Annotated in this window: 22 protein-coding genes; 11 read left to right on the top strand and 11 right to left on the bottom strand. The window is 55.1% G+C overall.

Features of this window, described 5'->3' with window-relative positions; genetic code table 11:
• The first annotated feature begins 57 nt into the window (after window positions 1-57).
• Window positions 58-1,428, top strand: a complete 1,371-nt coding sequence (locus H6G53_RS06965; protein ID WP_099532852.1) for a DUF4912 domain-containing protein — start codon at window positions 58-60, stop codon at window positions 1,426-1,428.
• 898 nt (window positions 1,429-2,326) lie between these two features.
• On the top strand, window positions 2,327-2,749 hold the full coding sequence (locus tag H6G53_RS06960; RefSeq protein WP_099532853.1) for a hypothetical protein: 423 nt from the start codon (window positions 2,327-2,329) through the stop codon (window positions 2,747-2,749).
• A 520-nt stretch (window positions 2,750-3,269) separates the two neighbouring features.
• Here the strand turns inward: H6G53_RS06960 and H6G53_RS06955 are convergent.
• The 3 genes from H6G53_RS06955 to glmU form a co-directional block, all read right to left on the bottom strand.
• Window positions 3,270-3,407: a photosystem II reaction center protein K gene (locus H6G53_RS06955; RefSeq protein ID WP_099532854.1), complete on the bottom strand. Its 138-nt coding sequence runs from the start codon at window positions 3,405-3,407 to the stop codon at window positions 3,270-3,272.
• Window positions 3,408-3,869: 462 nt separating this feature from the next.
• Window positions 3,870-4,088 carry a hypothetical protein gene (locus tag H6G53_RS06950; RefSeq protein ID WP_099532855.1) on the bottom strand — a complete coding sequence of 73 codons (219 nt, stop codon included), beginning with the start codon at window positions 4,086-4,088 and terminating at the stop codon, window positions 3,870-3,872.
• A 435-nt stretch (window positions 4,089-4,523) separates the two neighbouring features.
• Window positions 4,524-5,879, bottom strand: coding sequence for a bifunctional UDP-N-acetylglucosamine diphosphorylase/glucosamine-1-phosphate N-acetyltransferase GlmU (glmU, locus tag H6G53_RS06945; RefSeq protein WP_190531675.1), 1,356 nt, complete (start codon window positions 5,877-5,879; stop codon window positions 4,524-4,526).
• A 619-nt stretch (window positions 5,880-6,498) separates the two neighbouring features.
• On the opposite strand from glmU, the gene H6G53_RS06940 reads away from it, so the two are divergent.
• The gene (locus H6G53_RS06940) at window positions 6,499-6,876 is read left to right on the top strand and encodes a phasin family protein (protein ID WP_099532858.1); all 378 of its coding nucleotides are present in this window, start codon (window positions 6,499-6,501) and stop codon (window positions 6,874-6,876) included.
• Here H6G53_RS06940 and nrtS read toward each other — a convergent pair.
• Complete coding sequence (nrtS, locus tag H6G53_RS06935) at window positions 6,873-7,235, bottom strand: nitrate/nitrite transporter NrtS (RefSeq protein WP_190531673.1); 363 nt, start codon at window positions 7,233-7,235, stop codon at window positions 6,873-6,875. The genes H6G53_RS06940 and nrtS overlap by 4 nt on opposite strands.
• 227 nt (window positions 7,236-7,462) lie before the next feature.
• On the opposite strand from nrtS, the gene H6G53_RS06930 reads away from it, so the two are divergent.
• A complete protein-coding gene (locus H6G53_RS06930) occupies window positions 7,463-8,764 on the top strand; it encodes an HhoA/HhoB/HtrA family serine endopeptidase (protein ID WP_199309156.1) in 1,302 nt (433 codons plus the stop codon).
• Window positions 8,765-8,877: 113 nt separating this feature from the next.
• Here H6G53_RS06930 and glcD read toward each other — a convergent pair whose 3' ends face one another.
• Window positions 8,878-10,365 (bottom strand): glycolate oxidase subunit GlcD, encoded by a 1,488-nt coding sequence (gene glcD, locus H6G53_RS06925; protein WP_190531671.1) that lies wholly within the window; start codon window positions 10,363-10,365, stop codon window positions 8,878-8,880.
• Window positions 10,366-10,510: 145 nt separating this feature from the next.
• Window positions 10,511-12,451 (bottom strand): ABC-F family ATP-binding cassette domain-containing protein, encoded by a 1,941-nt coding sequence (locus tag H6G53_RS06920; protein ID WP_190531669.1) that lies wholly within the window; start codon window positions 12,449-12,451, stop codon window positions 10,511-10,513.
• 145 nt (window positions 12,452-12,596) lie between these two features.
• Between H6G53_RS06920 and H6G53_RS06915 the strand changes: the two genes are divergently transcribed.
• The 3 genes from H6G53_RS06915 (at window position 12,597) to H6G53_RS06905 (ending at window position 13,840) form a co-directional block, all read left to right on the top strand.
• The gene (locus tag H6G53_RS06915; protein ID WP_370567795.1) at window positions 12,597-12,899 is read left to right on the top strand and encodes a nucleotidyltransferase family protein; all 303 of its coding nucleotides are present in this window, start codon (window positions 12,597-12,599) and stop codon (window positions 12,897-12,899) included.
• A gap of 111 nt (window positions 12,900-13,010) precedes the next feature.
• Window positions 13,011-13,421 (top strand): hypothetical protein, encoded by a 411-nt coding sequence (locus H6G53_RS06910; RefSeq protein WP_190531667.1) that lies wholly within the window; start codon window positions 13,011-13,013, stop codon window positions 13,419-13,421.
• Window positions 13,418-13,840, top strand: coding sequence for an HNH endonuclease (locus H6G53_RS06905; RefSeq protein WP_190531665.1), 423 nt, complete (start codon window positions 13,418-13,420; stop codon window positions 13,838-13,840). The genes H6G53_RS06910 and H6G53_RS06905 overlap by 4 nt, the downstream gene beginning before the upstream one ends.
• A gap of 62 nt (window positions 13,841-13,902) precedes the next feature.
• On the opposite strand, the gene H6G53_RS06900 is transcribed toward H6G53_RS06905, so the two are convergent.
• Together H6G53_RS06900 and H6G53_RS06895 are read right to left on the bottom strand one after the other, a co-directional pair.
• On the bottom strand, window positions 13,903-14,262 hold the full coding sequence (locus H6G53_RS06900; protein WP_190531663.1) for a XisI protein: 360 nt from the start codon (window positions 14,260-14,262) through the stop codon (window positions 13,903-13,905).
• Window positions 14,250-14,666, bottom strand: a complete 417-nt coding sequence (locus H6G53_RS06895) for an element excision factor XisH family protein (RefSeq protein ID WP_190531661.1) — start codon at window positions 14,664-14,666, stop codon at window positions 14,250-14,252. Before H6G53_RS06895 ends, H6G53_RS06900 begins: the two co-directional genes overlap by 13 nt.
• Window positions 14,667-14,980: 314 nt before the next feature.
• On the opposite strand from H6G53_RS06895, the gene H6G53_RS06890 reads away from it, so the two are divergent.
• Together H6G53_RS06890 and H6G53_RS06885 are read left to right on the top strand one after the other, a co-directional pair.
• The gene (locus tag H6G53_RS06890) at window positions 14,981-16,150 is read left to right on the top strand and encodes an ATP-binding protein (protein ID WP_190531659.1); all 1,170 of its coding nucleotides are present in this window, start codon (window positions 14,981-14,983) and stop codon (window positions 16,148-16,150) included.
• Window positions 16,151-16,592: 442 nt separating this feature from the next.
• Window positions 16,593-18,560, top strand: a complete 1,968-nt coding sequence (locus H6G53_RS06885; RefSeq protein WP_190531657.1) for an AAA family ATPase — start codon at window positions 16,593-16,595, stop codon at window positions 18,558-18,560.
• A 179-nt stretch (window positions 18,561-18,739) separates the two neighbouring features.
• On the opposite strand, the gene H6G53_RS06880 is transcribed toward H6G53_RS06885, so the two are convergent.
• Window positions 18,740-20,137, bottom strand: a complete 1,398-nt coding sequence (locus tag H6G53_RS06880; RefSeq protein WP_190531655.1) for a hypothetical protein — start codon at window positions 20,135-20,137, stop codon at window positions 18,740-18,742.
• Between H6G53_RS06880 and H6G53_RS06875 the strand changes: the two genes are divergently transcribed.
• Window positions 20,136-21,080, top strand: coding sequence for a DMT family transporter (locus tag H6G53_RS06875; protein ID WP_190531653.1), 945 nt, complete (start codon window positions 20,136-20,138; stop codon window positions 21,078-21,080). The two genes, H6G53_RS06880 and H6G53_RS06875, sit on opposite strands and share 2 nt — an antisense overlap.
• Window positions 21,081-21,159: 79 nt before the next feature.
• Here H6G53_RS06875 and rpsU read toward each other — a convergent pair whose 3' ends face one another.
• Together rpsU and H6G53_RS06865 are read right to left on the bottom strand one after the other, a co-directional pair.
• Window positions 21,160-21,339: a 30S ribosomal protein S21 gene (gene rpsU, locus H6G53_RS06870; RefSeq protein ID WP_099532024.1), complete on the bottom strand. Its 180-nt coding sequence runs from the start codon at window positions 21,337-21,339 to the stop codon at window positions 21,160-21,162.
• A gap of 185 nt (window positions 21,340-21,524) precedes the next feature.
• Entirely contained in the window at window positions 21,525-22,007 is a 483-nt protein-coding gene (locus tag H6G53_RS06865; protein WP_190531651.1) for a DUF2752 domain-containing protein, read from the bottom strand.
• A 198-nt stretch (window positions 22,008-22,205) separates the two neighbouring features.
• Here H6G53_RS06865 and murF point away from each other — a divergent pair, with 198 nt between their 5' ends.
• Window positions 22,206-23,573: a UDP-N-acetylmuramoyl-tripeptide--D-alanyl-D-alanine ligase gene (gene murF, locus H6G53_RS06860; protein ID WP_190531649.1), complete on the top strand. Its 1,368-nt coding sequence runs from the start codon at window positions 22,206-22,208 to the stop codon at window positions 23,571-23,573.
• Window positions 23,574-23,579 lie beyond the last annotated feature (6 nt).

Genomic DNA, 23,579 nt, shown 5'->3' with positions numbered 1-23,579 from the left:
TTGACGTGCGATCGCCCTTTGATGGCCTGCCCTATACGCTGAGGAGCTTTCGAGTTGATGAGCGCGCCCAAAGAACGTCCACCCCTAGAGGAAATGACACTGCGCCAACTGCGCCGTGTTGCCAGCGAGTTAGGTATCTCGCGCTATAGCCGAATGCGGAAAGATCAGCTTTTGGCCTCCATTCAGACCAAATCGGCTGGTCTGCCGGCATCTAGCCCTACGCCACCCACCGCCCCGCCAGCCATCGCCCAAGTTATTCCCGTTCGTACCATTGAGGCCCAAGAAGCTGTGGAAGCTGCAAAATTCGACCTCGGACAACCGAACAACCTCGCCGACCTCTCCGAAGAGCTGATTTTGGATCCGGAAACTCTCTCCGGTGTTGATGAAGGATTGCCCGACCTGCCCGGTGGCTATGGCGAAAGTCGGATTCTTCTGTTGCCTCGCGATCCCCAATGGGCCTACACCTATTGGGACATTCCCAATGAGCACAAAGCTGAGTTGCGGGCCCAAGGGGGTCTTCAGCTTGCGTTACGGGTTTATGACGTGACCGATTTGGACTTGAGTGTCCAACGGGCCCACACGGTTCAAGAGTTCCCCTGCGATGAATTGGCTCGGGAATGGTACTTGCCCATTCCGATCAGCGATCGGGACTACGCGATCGAAATTGGTTACCGCTGCGGCGACGGCCGGTGGCTCGTGCTGGCGCGATCGGCCCCGGTTCGGATTCCGCCCGTGTATCCCTCCGACTGGATCGAAGACGTATTTGTAACCGTTGATTGGGAACAGGATCTGCGCGGCACCACCGTGGCCACCCTGATTCCTCCCGCCCAAAAAGCCGCCCAAGCCGCCGAAAACGCCATTTACCAACAGGTGTTTGGAATGGCCGCCGGAGTCGAAGCCATGCGCGTGGCCGGTTCCCTCTTTGGTTCCATGCAGCATGTGCCCGGTTCCGTTCCCGCAGGCTCAATCCAGCACCTGGGCGAGCAAGCCATCAGCTCCTATGTCTTCCCCTCGGGCGTGGGCATGTGGGCTGGTGCAGTGGGTGCGCCGGGTCTGCCGGGGGCCCTGTCGGCCTCGGGGATGGGCATGTCCGGTGTGGGCATGATGATGTCCGGGATTGGGTTTGGGGCTTCGATGCCGCCCATCCGCCCGCGTCAATTCTGGCTGGTGGCCGATGCGGAACTGATTGTTTACGGAGCCACGGAACCCGATGCCACGGTGACGATCGGCGGACAACCGATCAAACTGAATCCCGATGGGACATTCCGCTTCCAGATGTCCTTCCAAGACGGCATGATCGATTATCCGATCATGGCGGTGGCGGCCGATGGCGAACAGACGCGATCGATTCACATGAAGTTCGAGCGCCAAACGCCCGCCCGCAACACCAACAGCAAGGAAGAAGCCAAGTTAGAGTGGCTGTCTTAAGGGCAAGCTAATCTTGCGCCAATCTCATGTCCGTTTTGAGCTGGTTTGCATTCTTTGATTCAACCAGTTTCTAAACAGTTGTTACTTGGTGCTGGAGTTCTTGCTCGCGTCCATTAACTCGTTCTAGTTCCTCGGATCGCCCATGACCTCGTTGTAGGTCTGGGCGATTTCTGATGTTTGCCAAATTAGTGGTTCATAAAAATTTAAAAATCCATAAAGAATCTACAGAAAATCACTGCATGATTCATACAAAGTCATTCATTAATCGTCACTGATCAATGGTTGCGACTCAACAGTCGTGACTCAAAACACGATTAGAAACATGATTAGAAACAAATCAAGGCAAACGGAAACAAGGCAATTGTCAACTATGATGCAAAAGCAGGAAAAGCGTAATGATTTTTTATCGTATTTTCACATCGTTATTTGATAATTCGTCATCCTTTTGAGTCTAATTAGGTCTGATATTGAAGATTTTTGACAAAACCGGTGTTTCAACGGAAAGCCCTAAAATCAATTCGTATTCTGGAAGTATATTGATGGGCAGAGCAACGGGGCATAGCTAGCGAGGCAATCATCCTCATCACTCACTGCCCGATCGGGTGCATTTTTAAACCGGACTGAAAATTCTGCTCCAACCCCAGGAGACCCTTAGCCAGCGCTCCGATGGCTCAACATCAACTGGATCAACATCAACAAAATCAACAAACGCGATCGGCCCCACGGCCATAGCTCAATCGTCAGGGAACAAACAGCCCAATAACCCCGATTTCAATCGCTGAGTGGAGTTGGTGTTGGATTGGAAAGTGTGCCAAGACCAGTGATGCGGCTTCAGGGTGAATGCTGAGACTATGGAGCGATCGCCTCAGGGAAAGTTTTAGCGGGGAGGATTGGGGCGATGCAAGGATGGGTGGAAATGTATCAACAAATTGCACAGGTTTTGGGGGCGATCGGGGGGCGATCGGGGCGTTGTCCCGGATTGGTCATTGATAGCCAAATGGTGCGCGATCGCCTGAGTTCCGTAAACACAATGCTGATTGATCTATTGCAGTCCTTAATTTTGGCCGCCAGCTTGGGTTTTCTGATTCCCGTGGCGGGTTTGGGCATTTTGCTGCTGGCGATCGGGGTTTGGGTTTACGTGCCGGTTTTGAATATGATTGCGGCCACAACATTGCAGCACATCATTTTATTTTTAACTGTTTTTGGTAATGGCTCCCCCATTCAAGGCACGTTGGTCATTGGGTTGGCCTGTAGCTTTGTTTGCGTTTTATTTGATGCGTTTGTGTTTTATCAATATCGCAACCTGCGCCGAGAAGGATAAGAGCCGAGAAGGATAAGATTTGGGGGCAAGTTTCTCCTAGTTATTTTCCCTAGCAAGATTTCCTGGAAATTTGCCCTAGCTTAATCCTGTGGCTGCCGGACTCTAGGGATCAGAAACCACCGCTTGATACTTTCGTGGTGAGAGCTTCAGCCTGCCAGCGCGATTCCAAAGTGATTCCAGAGCAATTCCAGAGCAATTAACTTGGATCTTGACAGACACAAAAAAAGCGCACGATCGTACGCCTTTTTGGTCAGAAGATAATGAAAATCTGAGTTGATCTAATTCAGGAAAGCTGCGTTGAACTGAGCTGAATCAGTGGGCGATCGCTCCCGATCGCGCGCTCAAATGTCCAGTCGTTGAGCCAAAACCTAGACAGGAAATCTCAGGTCATTAAGCTCAGAGCAACTTAGAGAAACTCAGCGAGGCTGGGACAAAATTGGACGCTTTTGGACAATTTTGGATGAGGACGGGGTTCAACAGGCTGGTTTTCAGCCTAGGCCTAGCCGAAAGGTGTCGTGCTTTAGCGGAAACCAACAGCAGCTTGCCACACAAAGGCCAGCGCCAGGAACAGCAAAGGGATAATCGGCAGAACGTCAACCAACGGCGAGAAGGCGGAGTAAGCTTCGGGCAACTTGGCCAACAGCAAGGCGGCTTCCATTGTGGGTATCCTCTCCAACACGAATTTTATTAAAAGCTGCCGAAAATTTTATCAGAAAACAGGGGTTCCAGCCCCGCCCTTTTGGGGCTGCAACGATCGCCGCCTGTCCACCACAATTCACCGCTGGCCGATCGGGATCCGATTCTGAGCCAGGAAAAACCGGAAAAAACACGAAAAAAGCGCCGGCTCTGTCGGACGGCGCTTTAGCTGTGCTGAGTGTGCTTTAAGGGCTTTAGGCATCTCAGGGGTTGCCTAGAAACCGCACTGAGATGCAAAAGCGGTGTGGATTTGACTGGCGCGATCGCGAGGGAATTGTGATGCTTCAGCCCGGTCGTTGGAGTTGTTGCCCTTGGGTGGATGGCGGCCAAAGGGGTTGACCGCCGACCCGAAACGATTGCTGTGACTGAGTTTGAGGAGATCAAGGCAGCCTTCAGGATTAAATCCTGGGATCCACTGACCCCACTACACCAGTGTGGACAAATCGTTCACTATCTCCACCCGCCCACGACGAATCGATCGCAAAAGACGATCAATAGAGGCTCGTTCCTCTTCCGTGATCGAGTCGTCCAGGAGCGCTGCGAGCAAGCCGTAGCGATCGGCGAGGGTGAGGCGACCGGTCGCCGTCACTTGGGCAAATAACTCGGACAATGCAAAGGGCAATAGTCGAACGGGCGGTTGCATAATTCACCCCTGCATCGACATTCGCAGTCGAATCTACGTTTCTAATATGACGCTTTGGGTGCGCTGGCCAGGTGATTCACCCCAGTAAGAAAGCGTGATCATTGCGGAAGATCAAGGCGATCGCAATAGACCGTATTCTGTGATACAAATCTTTACTCGCTGCGATCGAGATCGTCATCAGGCGTGCATTGTGTCACTGAGCTTCTTCAAGCCCGTCAGCGACGGGGCTTGCGCCAAGCTGCTCTCGAAATGGCGATGCTCCAGGTATTTTTTAGAGAAAAAGCCATTCTGAGTCGGTAATTTGGCAGATTTTTCTAAAATTTTCCTTAAATCACTCTGAAAATCATTCTGAAAAAACATCGGGCGCTAGGAACTGCAGCAGTTCAATAGCGCCCGATGGGAAGAGGTTCATCAACAGCTATTTGGAATACGAGCCTAGTCGGCACTGGGCAAGCGCCAACCGGGTTTGACAACTTGGCGCGATCGGGCAATCACCAAGGCATCGTCGCTCACGTCTTCGGTGACCGTGGAACCGGCGGCGATCGTCACGTCTTGGCCAATGGTGACGGGAGCCACCAGCACTGTGTTGGCACCGGTTTTGCTGCGATCGCCGATCGCGGTGCGGTGTTTGTTCACGCCGTCGTAGTTCGCCGTGATCGTTCCTGCGCCGATGTTGACCCGATCGCCCAAGGTGGCATCACCCAAATAGGACAGATGGGAGGCTTTGGTGTTGCTGCCCAATTGCGCATTTTTCAGTTCCACAAAGTTCCCCAGGCGACAATCGGGGCCCGTGCTGGCATGGCCGCGCACATGGGCAAAGGGCCCCACTTGGTTGTTAGGGCCAATTTCGCTGTCGGTGACCACGGAATAGAGCACTTGGCAGCCGTCCCCGATCGTGGCGTTTTCAATCAGTGAGCCGGGGCCGATTCTGGCTCCGGCTCCGATCGAGCTGTGGCCGCGCAGATGGGTTTGGGGTTCAATGATCGCGTCGGGGCCGATGGTGACCGTATCGTCGATCGTGATGCTGCTGGGATCAATCAGGGTCACGCCCGATCGCATCCATTGCTCCTTGGTGCGTCGTTGCAACACCTGGGCCGCCGCCGCCAATTGCACCCGATCGTTAAATCCCCAAATTTCCTCCGGATCGGCCACATCCAAAGCCATGACCGGATCCAAGGCCCCGATCGCGTCGGTTAAATAATATTCCCCTTGGCTATTGTCATTTTTGAGCTGGGGTAAAAAAGCCGCCAATGCCGACCAGCGAAAACAATAAATTCCGGCATTAATTCGGCAATTTTGGCGTTGCTCAGGGCTGCAATCTCGGTCTTCAATAATTTCTTGGACAATCAGATTTTGATCACAAAAAACGCGACCGTAGCCCTGGGGATTCGCCAGTTGTGCTGTCAGAATGGTGGCAGAATTTTGGTGAGTTTGATGAACTTTCAGAAGGTTGGCTAGGGTTTCTGGGCGCAAGAGCGGCACATCCCCATTCAGCACCAGCAAATCGCCTTCATAGTCCGCTAAAGGAGCGAGTAATTGTTGAACGGCGTGGCCGGTTCCTTGTTGTTCCCGTTGTTCCACAAATTCCATTTGCGGCCAGGCGGCCAGGTGCGATCGCACTAAGTCTGCTCGATGGCCAACAATGGTCAGGCATCGATCGACCGATAATTGAGACAGGCTATCCAAGACTCGGGCGATCGCGCTTTTGCTCCCCAATTCATGTAACACCTTGGGTAAATCAGATTTCATGCGCGTGCCTTTACCGGCCGCAAGAATCGCAACGGCAACCACAGGAATTTCCTCAAAAAACAACAAGAAAGAGCAACAGAAGAAAACAGCGGAAACAAGCAGCAAAAACAAGCCATTTCGCCAGCAAATTGCTCAAGCAAACTGGGCCAGCAAGCGGAGCCAGTGACCAGAGCAAACAGGGCAGACGATCGCCCATTCAGCCGCAAAACCGCCGGGCGAACAAGCGTTTTGGCCATCCCTGGCAATTTTGACCAGGAATCGATCGTGTTCAACAACGCTCTACAAGTATCTCTCTACCCGTATCGATACCAGTATCGATGGATGATTTATGGATGAAGATGATCCTGATGATCCTATAGGTGATTGATCGTGATCTATCGATGAGCCAGATAATGATCCAGTAATGATCCAGACAACAAGCCAGACAACAAGCCAGACAACCGTTGCCGCTTGCCCAATCTCGACAACACCATAGCCGTTGATTGGCCCTGAATTTACCCGAAATTCGCTGGAAAGAACGGCGCGATCGGGGAACTCCCGCGCTAGGCTGGATGCGAATCCTTGGCGGGTTTGCCCCGGTGCTGGGCCCTTGGTTTGGCTCCGGCCGCCGCTCGATTTTGCCCATCCGTTCGATCGACCCGTTTTCTCAGGAGCAAGCAACATGCCTGACTTCGGTAACTTGGTGCAAAAAGCCCTGTATTTGGGTGTTGGCCTTGCCAGCTATGCCGGTGAAAAGGCCAGTGAAACCTTCACCGACTTGCCCAGCAAACTGCAACAACTGGCCGATGAGATGGTGGCAAGAGGCGAGATGTCCACCGAAGAAGCTCGCCGCGCCGTGGAAGCCCTGATTCAACAATCCCAAGACAGCGCCCCCAGCCGCGAGCCATCCGCCGGCCAAGAGCCGCGCCGCATTGAAATTTTGGACGCGGAAGTGAGCGCAGATCCGGCCAATGGTGGGGCCAATCTGGATGCCATGCGCCAAGAAGTGGAACGGCTCCAGGCGGAATTGCGACGGCTGCGGGATCAGGCGGGATCCTAGTTACCGTTTTCCTCGCGATCGGCCATGGGCGATCGCCCCAATTCCCGCAGGGTGGAAACGGAAGCAAAGGTGGCCACCAAATAGGGAACCATGTAAGTTAGCCCAATTTTGGCGAGGCGATCGGGCGGACAGTCGCGCCGCAGCAGAGCATCACCGTGATTAATGCCCACCAAGATCGTGCCCACCAACAGCGAGGTACGCAGGGCCCGCTGCACCACGGAGCGCTGGCGGGCCAACAGCCACCAATCGGGCCCACTAGCGGGCAGCTTGGGGGAAGTGGGGGTCTTGGGTGGACTCAAGCGGGGCGATCGGGAATGGGCGGATGGTTCAGGTTGCGGGGGAGATACCAAAGGAGCCATAGCGTCAGCGGATAAGAACCCAAAGTAGGAGATCTGGACAGCAAGATCCAGCAATCAAGATCCAGCAATCCCCTCGTTATCATGGCCTAAACGTGGCTCTCCGCTGGCTTAGCATGAACTGTTTGCCGCGCAAGCGTCATCACCGCGTCATGTCTGTACCATAACCCCGTCAAACAAGCTGACTAGATTGGGGTCAAACAGGCCAGAATGGATAAGGACACAGCCCGATGACGTTTCGACTGCCGAAAGCTGCCATGACATCTCCCAACGATCGCCCCGATCGGGTGCAATTTCAAAATCCCCCCAATCGTTCCGGCGGCGGATCGAAGGCCCTGCTCTACGTTTCCCTAATCCTGTTTGGGGCGGGGGCGGCTTTGGCAGGGGTGCGGATGGTGTCGCCTAATGCTTGGGGAATTTTAGCCAATGGGGGCGAGCCGGCCTCCCTGCCCAACACCAGTTCCGTGCCGGTGTCGCTGCCGTTGGGATCTGCCGCCAATGCCAACAACCCTGGCAACTTCGTCACCACCGTGGTCAATCGCGTGGGGCCAGCCGTGGTGCGCATTGACTCCGCCCGCACCGTTCGGAACGAAATTCCCGGTGAATTTAGCAATCCCTTTTTCCGTCGCTTCTTTGGAGAAGAAGGGCCCGCCCCCCAGGAGCGAGAAACCCGTGGCTCCGGTTCGGGCTTTCTGGTGACCAATGACGGCAAAATTTTCACCAATGCCCACGTGGTGGAGGGAGCCACTTCGGTGACCGTGACCCTGAAGGATGGGCGCAAGTTTGACGGCAAGGTGGTTGGGGCGGATTCCCTGACGGATGTGGCGGTGGTGCAAATCAACGCGAAGGATTTACCGACGGTTAACTTGGGCAACTCTGACCAGTTGCAACCGGGACAATGGGCGATCGCGATCGGGAACCCCCTGGGGCTGGACAACACAGTCACCACCGGAATTATTAGTGCCACCGGGCGATCGAGCAATCAGGTCGGCGTACCGGACAAGCGGGTGAACTTCATCCAAACCGACGCAGCCATTAACCCCGGTAACTCCGGCGGCCCGCTGATCGATGAGCGGGGAGCCGTGATTGGCATGAACACGGCCATCATCCGAGGGGCCCAGGGGATTGGCTTTGCGATTCCGATCAATCGGGCCCGCCAAATTGCCGAGCAACTGGTGGCCAAGGGCCGGGCAGATCACGCCTTCGTGGGGGTGCGGATGGTGAAGCTCACGCCCGAACTGAAGCAGCAGATCAACGAAGACCCGAACAGCAACGCCAAAATCGAACTGGATGCGGGGGTGCTGATTGTGCAAGTGATGCCCCGATCGCCCGCTGCGGAAGCGGGTTTGCGCCCCGGAGACACGGTGTTTCAGATTGATGGCAAGGTGGTGGAAGATCCCAGCGAAGTGCAGCAAATGGTGGAAGCCACGGGCATAACCCGTCCTCTCACCTTTGCCATCAATCGCAACGGACAAAACCTGTCATTACAGGTGAAACCCCAGGTCATGAGTCCCGATCGCGCCAATGAGTGATGAGCAAGCGGTGGGATAACGGGCGATCGAGTTCTTGATTCAAGATTGCTCGATCGCCCCATCTCTGCCCTACTCATTGATTCCCGGCCGGATGGCTCTTTAGCGATGGGTATTTAGAAGCGATCGACTCCCTCAACCAATCGCTGCGCTGGAGCCTGAGCATTCGCCGCTTCACCGCAGGTTTTGGGCGTGGGAAATACCTTGTCGGGATTGGCTAAACGCAAGGGATCAAAGGCCGATCGTAGCCATTGCATGGTCTCCAGATCCGCCGCCGAAAACATATCGGGCATATAACAGCGCTTCTCAGCCCCAATGCCATGCTCACCGGAGATTGTGCCGCCCGCTTGCACACAGCGCTTGAGGATTTCGCCGCCCATTTCCTCCACGGCTTCCAGTTGTCCCGGCACGGACTTATCGTACAAAACCAACGGGTGCAAATTGCCATCGCCTGCATGGAACACGTTGGCGACTTTATAGCCGTATTCCTCACTCAGTTTGGCAATTTCTTGCAGAATCCAAACCAATTTGCCGCGCGGTACAACACCATCCTGCACATAGTAATCGGGGCTGACATGGCCAGCGGCAGCAAAGGCGGACTTGCGACCTTTCCAGAGTTTTAAGCGTTCCTGGGGATCCGTGGCGATCGCAATATTTCGCGCGCCATTTTCGCGACAAATTTGGGCCACGCGATCGGCATTGGCTTCCACTTCGACTGCCAAGCCATCCAATTCAACCAATAGAATCGCCTCTGCATCGCGGGGATAGCAATTGGTTTTAGCCACGTCCTCCACCGCATTGATACTGAGGTTATCCATGATTTCCATGCCACCAGGAATAATCTTGGCGGCAATAATATCGGCCACACTTTTAGCCGCCGCATCCATGCTGGTGAAATCGGCCAGCAAAACAGCAATTTCATCGGCGGTTTTCAGAATTCGTAAGGTAACTTCCGTGGCAATACCCAACGTACCTTCAGAACCCACAAAAATTCCTGTTAAATCGTAACCGGGCATTTCCGGCACGGCGCTGCCCACTTCTACGATTTCCCCATCGGGTAACACCAATTTCAGACCCAAAACATGGTTGGTGGTTACGCCATATTTGAGGCAGTGAACCCCGCCGGAATTTTCCGCCACATTTCCCCCGATCGAGCAAATAATTTGACTCGATGGATCGGGCGCATAATAAAATCCCGCACCACTCACCGCCTGCGTCACCCAATTGTTAATCACCCCCGGTTGTACCACCACCCGTTGATTGTCCAAATCCACCTTCAGGATTTGTTTCATCAGCGCCGTGACAATCAGCACCGAGTCCTCGATCGGGAGTGCGCCACCGGAGAGGCCCGTGCCCGCCCCCCGCGCCACAAAGGGCACACGAAACCGATTGCAGAGCTTGACCGCCGCTGCCACCTGCTCCGTGGTGCGGGGCAACACCACCAGCGCTGGCCGGTGACGATAGCTGGTTAACCCGTCGCATTCGTAGGTCAGCAGTTCATCTTTGCGGCGAATCACCGCCCGATCGCCCAAGGCGTTCACAAATTCCCGGGCGATCTCTTCCCAATCGGGGCGAGTAGCCGATAGCGACGGTGCAAAAACCATGGTGTGTGACACAGAAAACAGCGAGGAAAACGGCGAGAAACCTTCAATCACTACTATAGAAGATCTCAATCAAACGATTAGCTAAATTGTCGGGGCAAGGGGCTTAAGCCCCTTGTCTCAGGTGGTCAGCATCAAATTCTGAAGCCTAGGATTCAGCCAGCTCAGATAATTCCAGCCAGCGCTCGGTTCCTTGATCAATTTGGTGACTGAGATCCGCCAGCTTTTGCGATAATTTTTCGACCTCGCTATAGCCACTGGGAGGATTTTCATAGAGGCGTTTTTCAATGGTCGCTTTTTCCTCTTCCCACTGGGGTAAATGGGTTTCCAAATGTTCCAGTTCGCGCTTTTCTTTATAGGACAATTTGCGCGATCGCCCCTTGGATGAATTGCCTTGATCCGGCTCCGTCGTGGTTGTTGCACTAGCCTTCTTCTCAGCCGATCGCCCGTTTTTCTCGGCAGTATCACTGGGCAGATCAGGCGATCGCAAATCCAAATACACCGAATAGTTGCCGGGATATTGGCGAATCTGACCGGCTTGCTCAAAGGCGAAGATTTTTTCAACGGTGCGATCGAGAAAGTAGCGATCGTGCGACACCACAATCACGCAGCCATTAAACTCCTCCAAATATTCTTCCAACACCGCCAAGGTCTGCACATCCACATCGTTGGTTGGTTCATCCAAAATCAGCACATTTGGCGCTTCCAGCAACACCTTCAACAGGAATAAACGCCGCCGTTCGCCCCCCGAAAGTTTGCTGATCGGCGCATATTGTTGATCGGGCGGAAACAGAAACCGCTCCAACATTTGCGAGGCGGTGATGATTTGCCCGTCGGCGGTTTTCACCAGTTCCGCCGTTTCCTTCAGGTAATTCAGCACTCGCATATCACCCTTATCAGACAAGTCATCCGAGTGCTGATCAAAATAGCCAATTTGGATCGTGCTACCACGATCGACCTGGCCCGCCGTGGGTTCCAACTTACCCATGATCAGGTTCATCAGCGTTGATTTACCCACCCCATTACCGCCGATGATCCCCACGCGATCGTCCGGCAAAAATTGATAGGTGAAATCGCGAATCAAGACCCGATCGCCCACTTCATAGGTCAACTTCTCCAGCTCGATCACCTTCTTACCGATCCGCCGACCCGCCGTGGCAATTTCCACCTTGCCTTGGTTGGCTTTGAACTCCGTTTCGCGCATGTCTTGGATGCGATCGATCCGGGCCTTTTGCTTGGTGCTGCGAGCTTTCGGGCCGCGCTTCAGCCACTCTAGCTCCCGCCGCAAAACCCCTTGAAATTTCCGCTGACGGCTGTTTTCTGCCGTTTCCGCTTCTGCCTTTTTCTCCAGGTAATAGCCATAATTCCCGGCATAGCTGAACAGATCGCCGCGATCGAGTTCCAAAATCCGATTTGTCACCCGATCGAGAAAGTAGCGATCGTGCGTTACCAACAACAACGCCCCGCGAAACTGTTGGCGCAAATAATCTTGCAACCAGTTCACCGAATCCGCATCCAGATGGTTCGTTGGCTCATCCATTAACAACAAATCTGGCTGGGCCAACAGCGCCGCCGCGAGGGCAATTCGCTTACGATAGCCCCCAGAAAGTGTCCCTACCTTTGCTTCAAAATCCTCGATTCCTAACTTAGACAGCACGATTTTTGCTTGGGTTTCCAATTCCCAAGCACCCGCCGCCGCCATCTTGTCGCCCAGGCTGGCCAACTGCGCCATCACCAAATCCAACTCCGGCCCCGTAGTGTGGCCCAGCCGGTGGGACAAATCCTCGTATTCCCGCACCAGCGCCATTTGCTCGCCACTATCGGCAAATACCTGCTCCAGCACCGTGCGATCGGAATCGAGGGGCGGATCTTGGGGCAAATAGACCAGCCGATAGTTGGGGTTCACCAGCCGATCGCCCCGGTCGATCGGCTCCAGCCCCGCCAGCATCTTCAGGAGCGTGGACTTGCCCGAACCATTGGTGCCAATCAAGCCAATTTTGTCCGTCGGCTCAATGCTAAAGGTTCCATCCCGCAGAATTTCCTTGATTCCAAAATCCTTGTGGGCATTCTTCAGAGACAGCAGACTCATGCGATCGGGCAGGGGCTAAACACTACTGTCTATGATTCCACGGCCCGCCGCGATCGCCCCCACGACCTTTGCTACGATCGACCCATTGCCCCGACATCCCACCCGATTCATGCTAGCGATCACGCCTTCAGTCACCCCCGCAACGCTGCTGTTGCGATCGCGCCTGATTCATTACCGTGAGCAAATCCAGGCGATCGCGGCGGAACATGGCATCAGCCACATTCGCATTTTTGGTTCTGTGGCCCGAGGCGAAGCAACTGCCGGAAGTGATATCGATTTCTTGGTGAAGATGGAACCCGATCGCAGTTTGCTCGATCGAATTGGCTGTATTCAGGATTTATCGGACTTGTTGAATTGCCCGGTTGATGTTGTCACCCTCAAAAATATTCGCGAAGAATGGCGCGATCGCATTCAACAAGAGGCGATATCGCTACCATCAATGAGTTGAGCAAGTTAGATTGATCGGTACTAAGCCTACTACAACCAATATCCAGATTTCATAAGCAATTATTGATTCCAGGAAGACAAATTTTTCAAGTCAGGAGATTGACCAAGCACTATGAACCTTCAGGATTTACGATCACAGGCTGCTACTTGGTCAGTGCGCGATCGATTGATCTTAATCGGCGAATTAATTCGATCGCTGTTTCTAGCATGGCCATCTGTTCCCAATGCGACAAAGAAACGCCCAGTCATCCTGAGTGCTGATGAATCTCGATTGCTATTGGCGATTAATCAGGCGATTTCTGTAGAGCTGCAAGAGCGTTATCACTATTTATTGATCCAGCGCGATGCAAATGCTCTGACATCAGAAGAATATTCAGAGTTAATTACGCTAGGAGATCGCATCGAAAATCTAGAAGCCGAGCGTTTAGGGAACTTGCTGCAACTAGCGCAACTCCGACAGACTTCCTTAGATCAACTCATGATTGATCTAGGTCTACTTCAACTACCGACAGTTATTGAATGAGTCGTCAAATTTCATCTGCAATTCGTACAGCCGTTGAAATACGCGCTGCTAACTGCTGTGAGTACTGTCGTAGCCAAGTTCAGTTTGCACTACAGGCATTTTCCATTGAGCACATTATTCCTGTCAGTCAAGGAGGTGAAACAGCTTTAGAGAACCTAGCCTTGGCTTGTCAGGGTTGCAACAATCATAAATATAATAAAATCTCTGCGATCGATCCTTTGACTGGACAGATGACCGGTTTATTCAATCCTCGACAGCAGGTGTGGAACGAGCACTTTGCTTGGAATGAAGACTGTAGCTTGGCAATTGGCTTAACACCGATCGGGCGAGCAACTGTCGAAGCATTGAAGCTAAATCGATCAGGTGTGGTGAACTTACGAAAACTACTCAAGTCTATCAATCGTCATCCACCTGATTAAGTCGAGTAGGTTGGGTTGAGCAGTGCGAAACCCAACGCGGTCACAGCTAATTCTTGCTGGGATTAATCGATCGCGTAGCCCGTATATTGCCGAACGGTGGGAGCATGGAAAGCTAAGACGATGTGATCTTTCGGAACTCCCAACTCTGTTAGCTCATTAGCAATCCCGCCTTCAATGCCATCGTAGTGAATCCAGATTTTTTGGTTCCGAATTTCGGCATGAACTAGGCAGCCATGCACTCGTCGATTCTCTTCCCAGCCTTCTTGCATGAGCAGGAAATGATTGCGATCTTGGTCAACCACCAAATAGGTTGCCACATCTCCATAGCGATAGGGCAACTTGGCATAATCGCTAAGGATTTTTTCTAGGAGCGATCGCCATTGGTCGAGGTTAGGAATTGTCTTGACTTCTAAGGCTTCCATTCTGCAACTTTCTCCGTTTTTGCATCAAAAACAACCAAATGAAAACCCGGTTCTTCTAATAAAAGTTGACCGATCGGCTCTTGAAAAATCGTATTAAAAGTTTCTTGAGTCACGGCCAAATACAGAATTCGATCGGGTTCGCGTTTCTCTAGAGCGCGAGCATACATAAAAAACTGTCCCCAGGCATTTTCGAGATCGCTGACAAGAGAGGCACTGAGAAAGCTTTTAATCTCGATCGCAATCTTTTCAGAACCGCGTTCAGCCGCAATTAGGCGTTCTGCACCCAAATCGACAAAGACCGATCGCGCACCAATTTTTAGAATCAAGGGATCATCCGTAATCGTCCAGCCATCATCAATTAGGGCATTGCAAACAGTTTGGTGATAGAGATCTTTAGCAGGCATGACCCTATTTTAGTTGAGTAGTCGAGTAGGTTGGGTTGAGCCTGTAGGGTGGGCAATGCCCACCTCCGCCCATAGCCCATCGCTAAAGTAATTTGATTGCACTTCGAGAAGCGGCGATCATTGTTTTGAGAATGGATGTCGTTTTGGCGAAATATGTGGTGGGCAGTGCCCACCCTACTCGTTATGCCCCAAATCATCGTAGACAAGGGGGTTAGGCTCCTTGCCCCTCACGATCGACTAGCGCCTTGGTGAGGTTGTTAGGATGGGCAGAGTTGCTGGTCTGATCGCCCCTCAGTGAAGCAACGAGGCTAAGATTGTCACAAATTTTTGTGGGAATCGCGATCGTGCCCCCATCCTCCTCTGCTTCGACCGGCTCTCCGTTCACCTTTGGCCAGCCGATCGCCGATCGTGCCAAGCTGGTCGGACGCAACGATACCATCAGCGACATTGAATCTCATCTGTTTTGCGAATCGCCGCGTTGTGTGAACCTGCATGGGGCGGCGCGGCTGGGCAAGTCGTCGTTGCTGCACTACTTTGCAACCCAGGCGGCGACCATTGCCCAGGCCAACCATCTGGGCACTTGGGTGGTGACGGGGGTATCACTCAAAGATCCCGGATGCCGCACGGTGAATGGGTTTCATCAGCGGATTTTGCAGGATTTGTTGGGGCAGCCGGTGATTCAGGGCAACTCCTCGATCGCAACGGAAGTACAACGGGCGATCGCCACGGTCAACCAAGACAGCGCCCAGGATGGCAGTTGCATCAAGCCGGTGTTGGCGGCGTTGCGGTTGGCGGGTTGGCGCTGGTTGATTTGTCTGGATGATTTTGAAGATGCGATGGATCATCCCGAGGAGTTTGGGATGAATTTTTATGATGGGTGGCGATCGCTGACCCAAAATTCACCGCTGTTGTTGGTGGTGGCTTCGCGGCGGGATGTGGAGATTTACAGCCGCGAAAAGAAGATCACATCGGACTTTTTCAATGTGTTGCAGAAGGTGAATTTGTGTCCGCTGAATCGGCAGGAGGCGGAGGCACTGTTGAGTTGTCCTGGGGCGGGGTTGAGCGCTGCGGACAAGGCGGCGGCGCTGAGGTGGGTGAAGCAACCGGAGGGGTATGCGCCGGAGCTGTTGCAAAAGGCGGGGGCTTGCTTGTGGCGATCGCGGCGTGAGGGCAAAACGCTGGATTGGGCCCATCAAAAGTTTTTGGCGCAAACGCGATCGGTGGAGCTGCCGTCGGAGCCGCGGCCGGGGCGAGGAAAGCAACTGGTAGCGGCGCTGCTGTGGATGCCCAAAACGGCGGGGCAGTTGGCAATGTGGCTGGGGGCAAAGCTGGATGAAGCAGGAACGATCGCGACAGGAATGATCATCCTCATCGCCATTGGTGGGATCGCAATTGGAGCCTGGAAATCGCCGCAGGTACAAGAAGCGATCAACAGCGCAATCGAGTTGCCAAATCGACTATTGGAGCCAAGTAATGAGAAATAAACCAAAGCAGGCTAAGGCTTGGGCGCAGTTTGGGCGATCGGTTCGCTCTGCCCTGCGGTTACTCTATTTCAGCTATTTCAAACCCTTTTCGCTCCAAGCTGAACTAAAGACAATTCACCCTGATTTAAAGTGGGACTCTAATCCCTTTTTTTTCCTCAAAAAAGATCCAAACAATCGACGATTGCAGGCTTATGCAAACCAAGCTTGGTGGCTGACAGTATTTGCACCGATCATGATCAGTATGGTCATTGGTGGGCTAGGGCAGTTCAGCAATTTTGACTTCCTGACAGATACATATTTTGTCAATGCCGGATCAACGCTAGTAGGTTGGTTAATTGGATTAATTTTAGCCCGTCGAGGCTGGTCACAACGTCATGGCTATTTGATGGCGGCCGTCATATTCACCATAGGGCTAGGGTTGAGTGTCTTAATAGGACTATTAATGCCTGGTGAGCTTGGCCGAATGGCGTTCGGCGTGGCGGGAGGCGTGGCGTTAGGCGTGGCGGGAGGCGTGGCGGGAGGCGTGGCGGTAGGCGTGGCGGGAGGCGTGGCGGTAGGCGTGGCGGTAGGCGTGGGGGGAGACGTGGCGGTAGGCGTGGCCTTTACGATTGGTTGGCCCCTAGGAATTTTCAGAATTTATTGGGGTATTTTTGCACCGATTTGGTCGTTGATTCTAGATCGATTCATTATTGGCAATTCGGTGGCAGCCGCCATTCCCTATTTTCCCTATCGCCTAGATGAAATTATTTATTTTCCCTTGCCTTTCTTAAACAAAAACCTGATTCGACTTTATCAAGAGTCACCTCAACTCGGCAAACGAGAACTAGAGTATTTATTGGAATTCACCAATCAAAAAAGCCGTGCCCGCCAAGTCATGAAAAGCATTGCTGCGCTTCGACTGGCAGCTTGCCGCAATGTTCAAGACATTGAAGCTGTTTCTCAGGAAATTGCCTGGATTCCTGCTCAGAGTTTTGATGACGAAAATTCCGAGCCAGATTGGGTCTCCGACTCATTTGATCGAATGGCATGGCGATTTTCTCAGTTTTTCTCTCAACTGATCAGAAAAACAGATCGCGTCAATCCGATTTTGTTGCGTTTTTTGGAACTGGCTGGCGACATTCGAGCCACCAACGCGGCCACTAGCCCCTATCGCCAACAGCAAAACCTAGAATGGCCCAAGCAAGCCCTGGAAGCCCTCACGGCCGACATTGCCGCCCTGCCCGATCGCGCCTTAATTCCCGATCTGTTGCGGGCCGCGCGCCAATGGCAACAGGCGATCCAAGATTTGCAAGACCGCCTCAGCGAAGCCGCCCAACGCACCGGCGAACTCCCCAACCCCTACAGCCCCAACGCCAGCCTGATTGACACCGCCGCCGTGCAACAGTTTCGGGGGCGGCGCGATGTGTTCCAAGAACTCGAAAACCTGGCCCAAGCCAGCTCGCCGCCCATGCTGCTGCTGTGGGGCAACCGCCGAATGGGCAAAAGCTGGGCCCTCAACTATTTGCCCCGTTGCCTCAACAGCGAAATCGTGCCCCTGCGCGTAGACCTGCAAGGCTCCGCTGGTTCCGCCAGCAGCCTGGCCGGCTTTGCCCGCAACCTCGCCCAAGACATCACCCGAGCCGCCGACCAAGCCCGCAACCTGCGCCTGCCCCCACCCAATGCCCAAGCCCTCCAGGACGATCCCTTCTCGGCACTCCAGCACTGGTTCAGCGAGATTGAACGGCGCTATCCCAACCGGCGCTTCTGGCTTTGCTTGGATGAATACGAACGACTAGAGGAACTGATCAACACCACTGGCAGCCGCGCCCCCCTCAACTTCTTTCGCTACATCTTCCAAAATCGCCGTGCCTGGACGCTGTTGTTTTGTGGCTCCCACGACCCCAACGAACTCAACCCCTACTGGAGCGACTACCTGATCAACACCCGCACCGTCAAAGTCTCCTACCTCAGCGAAGCCGACAGCCGCGACCTGATCATCAAACCCGAACCCCAGCGCGACTTCCCCGAGATCTACGACCCCGCAGCCGTCGATCGGATCTGGCACTGGACAGCCGGCCACCCCTACTGGACTCAAAACCTCTGCTTTGAAGTGGTGCAACTGCTGAACCACGAACAACGCCGCCGCGCCACCGTGGATGATGTCGATCGCGCCCTCGATCGGGCCACCGGATCCGGGGACACAATCCTGCGGGAATTTTGGTCAGGCTCCCTCACCGCATCCCAACGGGCCGCCCTGACGCAACTGCTGACCCAGCAGCCCCTCCGTCCCGAAGACGATCGCCCCCTGCAAAAGCTGCTCCACAAAGAAATTCTCCGCCCCGACCCCAACAGCCCCAGCGGCTATCGGCTCTGGGTTCCGCTCTATCACCACCACCTGACCACCGCCCAGCCCTGGCGCGATCGCCCCTGAGGAACCATCCCAGCAGTAGGGTGCATGGGAGAACGCTTGGCCATGAACGACCATTTCCCCATCCCTCCCATGCACCGCAACCGATCGCGCAAAAACAACAATCCCCGGTGCATGGGAGTACCAATCAACCCTCTCGTAACCATGGGCGATCGCCCGGGAAAGGCTGGGTCGTTCTTGCCCTAGCGAGCTTGGGTGGCAGGAGCATCCGGGGCAACATTGGGCTGCGGAGTCATGGGTTGGTAGCGCTGGAGCGCTTGGTTCGCAAACTGGCGCAACTGTTCAGCCTTGGCGTAGGCAGTGCTGGCCGGGTGAACCCGCTCCAAGTTGTTTTCGATCTCCTGGAGCGTTCCCAACAGTCGGGGATTGCTGGGGTCAGCAGCGGCCAGGGTGCGCCATTGGGCGATTTGCAGATCCGCTTGTTCCAAAGACTCGATCGACTGGCGCTCCAAAGCCTCCCGCTGCTTGGCAATTGCCAGATTTTGCGCATATTCCGCCCGGAGTCGCTGGGCGGCCGCAAATTGCGGATCATCATCCTTAATTTGGGTCAACAGGGCCAAGGCCTCTTGCCACAGGTTTTGCACCACCCGCCACTGTTCCACCGGGTGAGGAGGTTTTTGAGCAGCCAAGGCCGCCCGAAACCCATATTCCTTGGCCCCCGTGATCAGGCTGCCCACTTGCTGCCGCCCCACCGCCCGACCAGTGACCGATTGAAAGTCTCGATCGATCCCAACCAGTTTGGCCCGTGCTTGCCGCCCGGCCAAGGTTTTCTGGGGCACTTCCCGCAGGCGATCGATTCCTGACTGCCAATCACCGAGAGCCGCGTTTTGGGCGCTGCTGTCCTTGGCGCTTTGGTGCTGTTGGCGGGCCGTTTCCACGGTTGCCAAGGCCTGATTCAACAAGGCTTGGGCATTGCGCTCCTGAAACACTTGCGCTTCCAAACGGGCCACGGTTTGGCGGGCGGCGGCAAATTCATCCAACGTGAATCGCCACCGGCATGAAAACAGGCTGCAATAAGTCTTTGGCCGAGACCCCAAAAACCAAACGGGCAGGCGATCGAGCGCTGCTTGGGCCGCTTGGGTTTTGGTGGCTCCCAGTTCAATATCGGCCGCACTGGTGGCATTGTCGAGCAATTGCTTGGCCTGGGCCGTGGCGGCGGTGGCGGCTCGATAATCTTGATCCATCATCCAAAAGCTGGGCAGCAACAGCAATGGCGCGTTGTCTGCCACCACATTCCGAATCGGCGGCAATGGCAGGTTGGCCAGGGCAATTCCCCCCGTCGCCACCACCACGCCCGCCAAACCACAGCCCCAAGATCCCCAAGCCCAAAATCCCCAGCCCGTCTTAGGCTGGTTAAGGCGAGCGGCGGACTTGAGCAAGCCCAGATCAAAATCCGGGAAAGCATCACTCACGATCGCCCGCAGATCTTCAAAGCTGGCCGGCTCGCCAGACTGCAACCGCAACTTTTCTAACCGCTGCCACAGCACTTCCTTGGGAATCCGGGCGGCGGGTTGTTGTTGATAGCGGGCACGGATAGCTCCCTTCAGGAGTTGGTAAGCACGATCATTGAGGCGAGACATGATCCACGGGGTAGAAAGGGCCGATCGCGAGCAATGGTTGAACCCGATCGCGCTGTTAGTTGCGGGCGTACTTTGGGGAAGTACCTATGTTGTTGTCAAGTCTAGTTTAGAGGCCGTTTCCCCGAGCATTTTGATGTTGGTGCGGTTTGGCATTGCCACCATTACTTTGTTGCCGATCACCCTTTGGAGCGGTTTGCCGAAAAATTCAGCCGCTTGGGCGGTTACTGGGCGCGGAGGCTTGGAATTAGGCTTCTGGATGGCCTTGGGCTATGTGGCTCACACGATCGCGCTGCAATACACTACAGCGGGGCGTAGCGCGTTTATCACCGCCCTCTATGTAGTCTTGGTTCCATTGCTGACGGGCGTTGCGGGCCAGCGGCTGTTCCCTAAGGTTTGGTGGGCGGCGGCGATCGCGGCGTTGGGGGTGGCGTTGCTGTCCTACGATGGCGCACCGCCCAATATTGGGGATTTGTGGAGCGTGGGCACGGCTATCACTTGGTCTTTTTATATTTGGCGGATGGAGGCCTACGCGGCTCGGGCCCAAGTGCTGTGGCTGTCATTGATTCAGTTGGGGATCACGACTCTGGCGGCGGCCCTGTGGGTGTGGGGGTCTTCATGGGCGATTTCGTCTGCAATTTGGAACCCCCAAACCATTCCTTGGCTAGATTTGGTCTATTTAGGAACCTTTGCCACGGCGGGCACGGCCTGGTTGCAGGCGATCGGCCAGCGATCAGTGGCGGCTCCGGTGGCGGCGATTTTGTATACCTTGGAGCCAGTTTGGGCGGCCCTGATGGCGGCGGCTTGGTTGGGGGAACAGTTGGGCGATCGGGGCCGGGTGGGAGCGGCTTTGGTGCTGGGGGCCTGTTTGTTGTGCCAGCTCCCGGTGCGATCGCTGGGGCGGCAACTGGGCCGGGCGATCGCCTCAGTTTGGCATCGACCTTAGAAACTGGCAAAAAACAGAGCGGGGACATAGGCTCACCTCCCTTGTCCCCGCTCAATACGGTGCAATTGCTCAAAAAACTTTACCGATAACGGCGCTTCCGGCGGGCAGCAGCGGCCTTACGCTTGCGCTTTTCGATCGGGGTTTCATAGTACCGGCGATATTTCACGTCCGCCAAGATACCGGCTTTCGAGACTTGGCGCTTGAAACGGCGTAGCGCGGATTCGATTCCTTCGTTTTCACCCAAAACCACTTGGGTCATGCGGTTTCACTCCTTGCGATAGGTGGACAAAATATGGCGCACAGGCCCAAAGGCATGACGCTGACTCTTTTGAGGCAAATTGGGCGCTGGCAAAAGAGGGCGATCGCTAAGAAAATCGCCAAATATCTATCGTACCAAATGGAACCACTTTGGGCGGAATCGTTTGCGGGAGTTGTGGCCGGGTGCTAACCACCAAGCCACTGACCCAGGGGCGATCGGCTCCAGGCCAGGGCTGCCGCGCCGCTGCTCCACAGGCCGTAGAGTCGGGCGCTGTACCAAACCAGCCCGAGAATCAGCAGCCCGCGCCCGATCGCCCGCCGGCCCGATCGCCCGATCAGCCAGACCAATCGCCGTCGCACCCGTAGTTCCACAGCCCATTGCAATCCCAAACCCAGCAGGGCCGCGAACAACAGGGGGCCGAAGGGATGGTAGCCGATCGCCCCTGGCCAGTCTCCCCGGGCGATCGCCACGAACGATCGGGTTAAGCCACAGCCGGGACAGGGCAACCCCGTTAGCCAGTGAAAGGGACAGATCAGCGGTGAAGTTTGGTGACTGTGGGCCAGCCAGTGGGCCGCAACGATCGGGGAGGCCACCAGCGACAGGCCGATCAACCGGTGCTGGCGATCGGCGGGGGCGAGGGGACGGTGAACCAACAGCGGTCGTTGCATCACGAAACGAGGTTATGGGTTTTCAGGAATTGGGTTTTCAGGAATTGGGTCGATCGCGATCAACCGTGGGAGCGGCCGCCGGAAAGAGTCCATGGCCAGCAGCATCCCAACCGATCAGCCCAAGGTTTAGCAACGGCTGATCCGGTGCGACGATATTAGGCAATATCTTTCAGAGATCTTGAGCATAAGGGTAGGGTCATGGGCAACGGCTTAGGAACGATCGCGCCATTTTCTTTGCAGGAAGTGGCCCACATCACGGGAGCAACGGTGCGGCATTTAGCCGATCGCGCCCTAGATCGGCCAATCGCCCAAATCAGCACCGATAGCCGCGCGATCGGGGCGGGCGACCTGTTTGTGGCCCTGCGGGGTGAGAATTTCGATGGGCGATCGTTTGTGCCGGGGGCGATCGCGGCGGGGGCCGTGGCGGCGATCGTTGAGGAGCCGATCGACCAGCCCTGTCCGCAACTGATCGTCCCCAATGCCCTGACGGCCTATCAGGCCTTGGGACGGGCCTGGCGCGATCGGGCAAACATCCCCGTCGTGGGCGTGACCGGTTCGGCGGGCAAAACCACCACCAAGGAGCTGATCGCCGCCGTCCTGGGCACAGCGGGCCAAGTTCACAAAACCCACGCCAACTTCAACAACGAAATTGGCGTACCCAAAACCCTTTTGCAAATCACCGGAGCACATGATTTCGCTGTGGTGGAGTTGGCCATGCGCGGTCGGGGACAAATTGCCGAGCTAACCCAAATTACTCGCCCAAATGTGGGGCTGATCACCAACGTGGGCACGGCCCATATTGGATTGCTGGGATCGGAACAGGCGATCGCGGAGGCCAAGTGCGAACTGCTGACGGAAATGCCGATCGACAGTGTGGCGGTGTTGAATGCCGACTGTGCCCGGCTGATGGAGACGGCCAGCCGCCTTTGGCCGGGGGAAGTGATTGACTACGGTTTTGCCAACGGAACCTTTCGCGGTCACTTGCTAGATGCCCAAACCCTGAGCGTGGAAGGCAAAACCTTTCCCCTCCCGTTGCCCGGTCGTCACAATGCCCTCAATTTTCTGGGCGCTTTGGCTGTGGCCAAGGTGTTGGGGGTAGATTGGGAGCCGATCGCGGCGGGCTTGGCGGTGGAATTACCCGATGGGCGGGCCCGTCGCCACGACTTGCCCAATGGGGTGACCCTGTTGGATGAAACCTACAATGCTGGTTTGGAGTCGATGACGGCGGCTCTGTACCTGTTGGCGGAAACACCGGGGCAGCGGCGCTTGGCGGTTTTGGGAACCATGAAGGAATTGGGCGATCGCGCGCCCGAGTTCCATCAACAGGTGGGTGAGTTGGCGCGAGATTTACGCCTGGAGGGTCTGTTGATTTTGGCCGATGACCCCACGGCCTTGCATCTCGCAGCGGGGGCCGAGGGCATTCCCTGCGAGACCTTCACCACCCACGAAGCACTGATTGATCGCCTGCAAGGGGAGTTGCGATCGGGAGATGTTTGGCTCCTGAAGGCTTCCCGATCGGTTGGCCTCGATCGGGTGGTGCGGGCCCTGTTGGCTCCGGATCGCTAAACCCAC

Source organism: Limnothrix sp. FACHB-406, assembly GCF_014698235.1.
Lineage (GTDB): Bacteria > Cyanobacteriota > Cyanobacteriia > CACIAM-69d > CACIAM-69d > CACIAM-69d.
Note: the sequence above shows the minus strand (reverse complement) of the source record. Positions and strands in the feature narration are given on the sequence as shown.

Coding starts and splice junctions, on each gene's coding strand:
- H6G53_RS06965 (WP_099532852.1), top strand. CDS start 58: ATGAGCGCGCCCAAAGAACGTCCACCCCTAGAGGAAATGACACTGCGC.
- H6G53_RS06940 (WP_099532858.1), top strand. CDS start 6,499: ATGCCTGACTTCGGTAACTTGGTGCAAAAAGCCCTGTATTTGGGTGTT.
- H6G53_RS06955 (WP_099532854.1), bottom strand. CDS start 3,407: ATGGAAGCCGCCTTGCTGTTGGCCAAGTTGCCCGAAGCTTACTCCGCC.
- H6G53_RS06960 (WP_099532853.1), top strand. CDS start 2,327: ATGCAAGGATGGGTGGAAATGTATCAACAAATTGCACAGGTTTTGGGG.
- H6G53_RS06950 (WP_099532855.1), bottom strand. CDS start 4,088: ATGCAACCGCCCGTTCGACTATTGCCCTTTGCATTGTCCGAGTTATTT.
- H6G53_RS06885 (WP_190531657.1), top strand. CDS start 16,593: ATGCCTGGTGAGCTTGGCCGAATGGCGTTCGGCGTGGCGGGAGGCGTG.
- glcD (WP_190531671.1), bottom strand. CDS start 10,365: ATGGTTTTTGCACCGTCGCTATCGGCTACTCGCCCCGATTGGGAAGAG.
- H6G53_RS06865 (WP_190531651.1), bottom strand. CDS start 22,007: ATGCAACGACCGCTGTTGGTTCACCGTCCCCTCGCCCCCGCCGATCGC.
- H6G53_RS06880 (WP_190531655.1), bottom strand. CDS start 20,137: ATGTCTCGCCTCAATGATCGTGCTTACCAACTCCTGAAGGGAGCTATC.
- H6G53_RS06920 (WP_190531669.1), bottom strand. CDS start 12,451: ATGAGTCTGCTGTCTCTGAAGAATGCCCACAAGGATTTTGGAATCAAG.
- H6G53_RS06905 (WP_190531665.1), top strand. CDS start 13,418: ATGAGTCGTCAAATTTCATCTGCAATTCGTACAGCCGTTGAAATACGC.
- H6G53_RS06910 (WP_190531667.1), top strand. CDS start 13,011: ATGAACCTTCAGGATTTACGATCACAGGCTGCTACTTGGTCAGTGCGC.
- murF (WP_190531649.1), top strand. CDS start 22,206: ATGGGCAACGGCTTAGGAACGATCGCGCCATTTTCTTTGCAGGAAGTG.
- H6G53_RS06900 (WP_190531663.1), bottom strand. CDS start 14,262: ATGGAAGCCTTAGAAGTCAAGACAATTCCTAACCTCGACCAATGGCGA.
- H6G53_RS06895 (WP_190531661.1), bottom strand. CDS start 14,666: ATGCCTGCTAAAGATCTCTATCACCAAACTGTTTGCAATGCCCTAATT.
- rpsU (WP_099532024.1), bottom strand. CDS start 21,339: ATGACCCAAGTGGTTTTGGGTGAAAACGAAGGAATCGAATCCGCGCTA.
- H6G53_RS06930 (WP_199309156.1), top strand. CDS start 7,463: ATGACGTTTCGACTGCCGAAAGCTGCCATGACATCTCCCAACGATCGC.
- nrtS (WP_190531673.1), bottom strand. CDS start 7,235: ATGGCTCCTTTGGTATCTCCCCCGCAACCTGAACCATCCGCCCATTCC.
- H6G53_RS06875 (WP_190531653.1), top strand. CDS start 20,136: ATGATCCACGGGGTAGAAAGGGCCGATCGCGAGCAATGGTTGAACCCG.